Consider the following 2,462-nt stretch of genomic DNA (forward strand, 5'->3'; position numbering starts at 1 on the left):
CGGAACTGCGCACGCTGCTGCCCGCCGGGTACGCGCCTGAAATCCACGTGGGGCCGGAAGGATACGCCGCGCTGGCCGCCCTGCCGGATGCCTCCACGGTGCTGTCCTCCCAGGTGGGGGCCGCCGGGCTGCGGGCCACGGTGGCGGCGGCGCGGGCGGGCAAGGTGATCTGCCTGGCCAACAAGGAATCGCTGGTGCTGGCGGGCGCGCTCATCCGGCAGATATGCGCGGAGACGGGCGCGGTGGTGCTGCCCGTGGATTCCGAACACAACGCCGTGTTCCAGGCCCTGCGCGTGCACGACACCTTGCAGGACGGGGGCCGCGCGCCCGATGCCGTGCGGCGGATCATCCTTACCGCGTCGGGCGGCCCGTTCCGGGGGCGCGACCGGGCCTTCCTGTCCTCGGTCACCCGCGAACAGGCCCTGAATCATCCGAATTGGTCCATGGGCGCCAAGATCACCATCGATTCCGCCACGCTGATGAACAAGGGGCTGGAGGTCATCGAGGCCTACCACCTGTACGGGGTGGCCCCGGAATCCATAGAGGTGGTGGTGCACCCGCAGTCCATCGTGCATTCGCTGGTGGAGTACGCCGACGGCTCGCAGATCGCGCACCTGGGCACACCGGACATGCGCATCGCCATCGCCTACTGCATGGCCTGGCCGCGTTGCGTGGACACCGGGGTGGCCCCGCTGGACCTGGTACGGGCGGGCAGCTTGACCTTCGAGGCCCCCGACTTATCCTCTTTCCCATGCCTTGCGCTGGCGCGACGCGTGCTTGCAAGCGAGGCGCACACCCCCGGCGGCGCGGGCCTGCCCGTGGTGCTCAACGCCGCCAACGAGGTGGCGGTGGACCTTTTCCTGCACGGGCACATCGGGTTCATGGACATTCCCGCGCTGATCGAACGCGCGCTGGATGCCCATGAAGCGGAAGCGACCAACGCGGAAGCGCCGGACTCCACGGCCACGAAGAATCCCGACAACGCGCATACCGACCGTTACATGCCGATGCACGACATCGACCACATAGAGGCGCTCGACGCCGCAACCCGCCGCCGCGTACGCCACTGGGCAGACGCGGCAGGCACGCAAGGAACGGGCAACGCATGAGCAGCTTCCTTTCGGTACTCCTGGTCCTTGGCGGCCTGATATTTTTCCATGAACTCGGCCACTTCCTGATAGCACGCCTGTTCGGCATCGGCGTGCAGACCTTTTCGCTTGGTTTCGGCCCGCGCCTGTTCGGCTGGCGCGGCGGCCAGACAGACTACCGGCTGTCGCTGGTGCCGCTGGGCGGCTACGTGTCGCTGGTGGGCGAAAGCGAGGACGCGGAACTGCCCGAAGGCTTCGAAAAGCGCCACAGCTTCACCCTGCGTCCGGCGTGGCAACGGTTGCTGGTCATTGCCGCCGGGCCGGTGTTCAACCTGCTGCTGGCGTGGTTCATCTACTGGGGGCTGTTCTGGGCGCACGGCCAGTTCCAGTTGGCCCCGGAAGTGGGCCGGGTACAGCCGGAAAGCCCTGCCGCCATCGCGGGCGTGGCCCCCGGTGACCGCATCGTGTCCATCGGCGGCAAGCCGGTGCAGTGGTGGGACGACGTGGCCGGGTCCATCGTGGCCAGCGAAGGCCGCGAACTGGCCATCGCCATCGACCGCAACGGCACGGCCCTGACCCTGAACGTGCAGCCGGAAGTACGCACCCGCAAGACCATCTTCGGCGAGGACGAACGCACCTGGCTCATCGGCATCCAGGCATCGGGGCGCACCGTGTCCCTGCCGCTGGACGGCACCTCGGCCATGAAGGCCGGGCTGGAGCAGACCTGGCGGATGATCGTCATCACCGGCCAGAGCGTGCAGAAGATCTTCGAGCGGGTGGTGCCGCTGGATTCGGTGGGCGGGCCCATCATGATCGCCCAGATGGTCAGCGAGCAGTCGCGCCAGGGGCTGGACAGCGTGCTGGCCCTCACCGCGCTCATCAGCATCAACCTGGGCCTGCTGAACCTGCTGCCCATACCGGTGCTGGACGGCGGACACATCATCTTCCTGACCATGGAAATGGTCATGCGCCGCCCGGTCAACGCCCGCCTGCGCGAGGTGACCACCCGCATCGGCCTGGCCTTCCTGCTGGCCCTGATGCTGCTGGCCACCTACAACGACATCGTGCGGAACCTGCAATGACCCAGATGACCCCGGCGGCGGGGCTGGCAGAAGCGACGGGGGCCATCACCCTGGCCCTGAACGCGGCGGAATCGCGCGTGCAGGCCGCGGCCCTGCGCGACGGAGAAACCCTGTTCGCGCAGGAATGGCACGTTCCCTCGCAGGGCACGGAACTGCTGGCCCCGGCACTGGCTGACGCCTTTGCGCGGATGCGCCTTTCGCTGGCCGACGTGCGGCGCATCGCCTGCGTGCAAGGCCCCGGCAGCTTCACCGGGCTGCGCCTGGTGCTGTCCACGGCGGCGGGCATGGCCCG

Annotated in this window: 3 protein-coding genes; all 3 read left to right on the forward strand. The window is 68.5% G+C overall.

What is annotated here, in order from left to right; genetic code table 11:
* A partial coding sequence (gene dxr / locus FVW27_RS13040; RefSeq protein ID WP_167125777.1) for a 1-deoxy-D-xylulose-5-phosphate reductoisomerase occupies nucleotides 1-1,109 on the forward strand: 1,109 nt, incomplete at its 5' end.
* A complete protein-coding gene (gene rseP, locus FVW27_RS13045; protein WP_167125778.1) occupies nucleotides 1,106-2,170 on the forward strand; it encodes an RIP metalloprotease RseP in 1,065 nt (354 codons plus the stop codon). The genes dxr and rseP, both read left to right, overlap by 4 nt.
* On the forward strand, nucleotides 2,167-2,462 hold a 296-nt coding region (gene tsaB / locus FVW27_RS13050), incomplete at its 3' end, for a tRNA (adenosine(37)-N6)-threonylcarbamoyltransferase complex dimerization subunit type 1 TsaB (RefSeq protein WP_167125779.1). The genes rseP and tsaB, both read left to right, overlap by 4 nt.

It is taken from the genome of Nitratidesulfovibrio liaohensis (genome assembly GCF_011682075.1).
Classification (GTDB): Bacteria; Desulfobacterota; Desulfovibrionia; order Desulfovibrionales; family Desulfovibrionaceae; genus Cupidesulfovibrio; species Cupidesulfovibrio liaohensis.

Coding starts and splice junctions, on each gene's coding strand:
- rseP (WP_167125778.1), top strand. CDS start 1,106: ATGAGCAGCTTCCTTTCGGTACTCCTGGTCCTTGGCGGCCTGATATTT.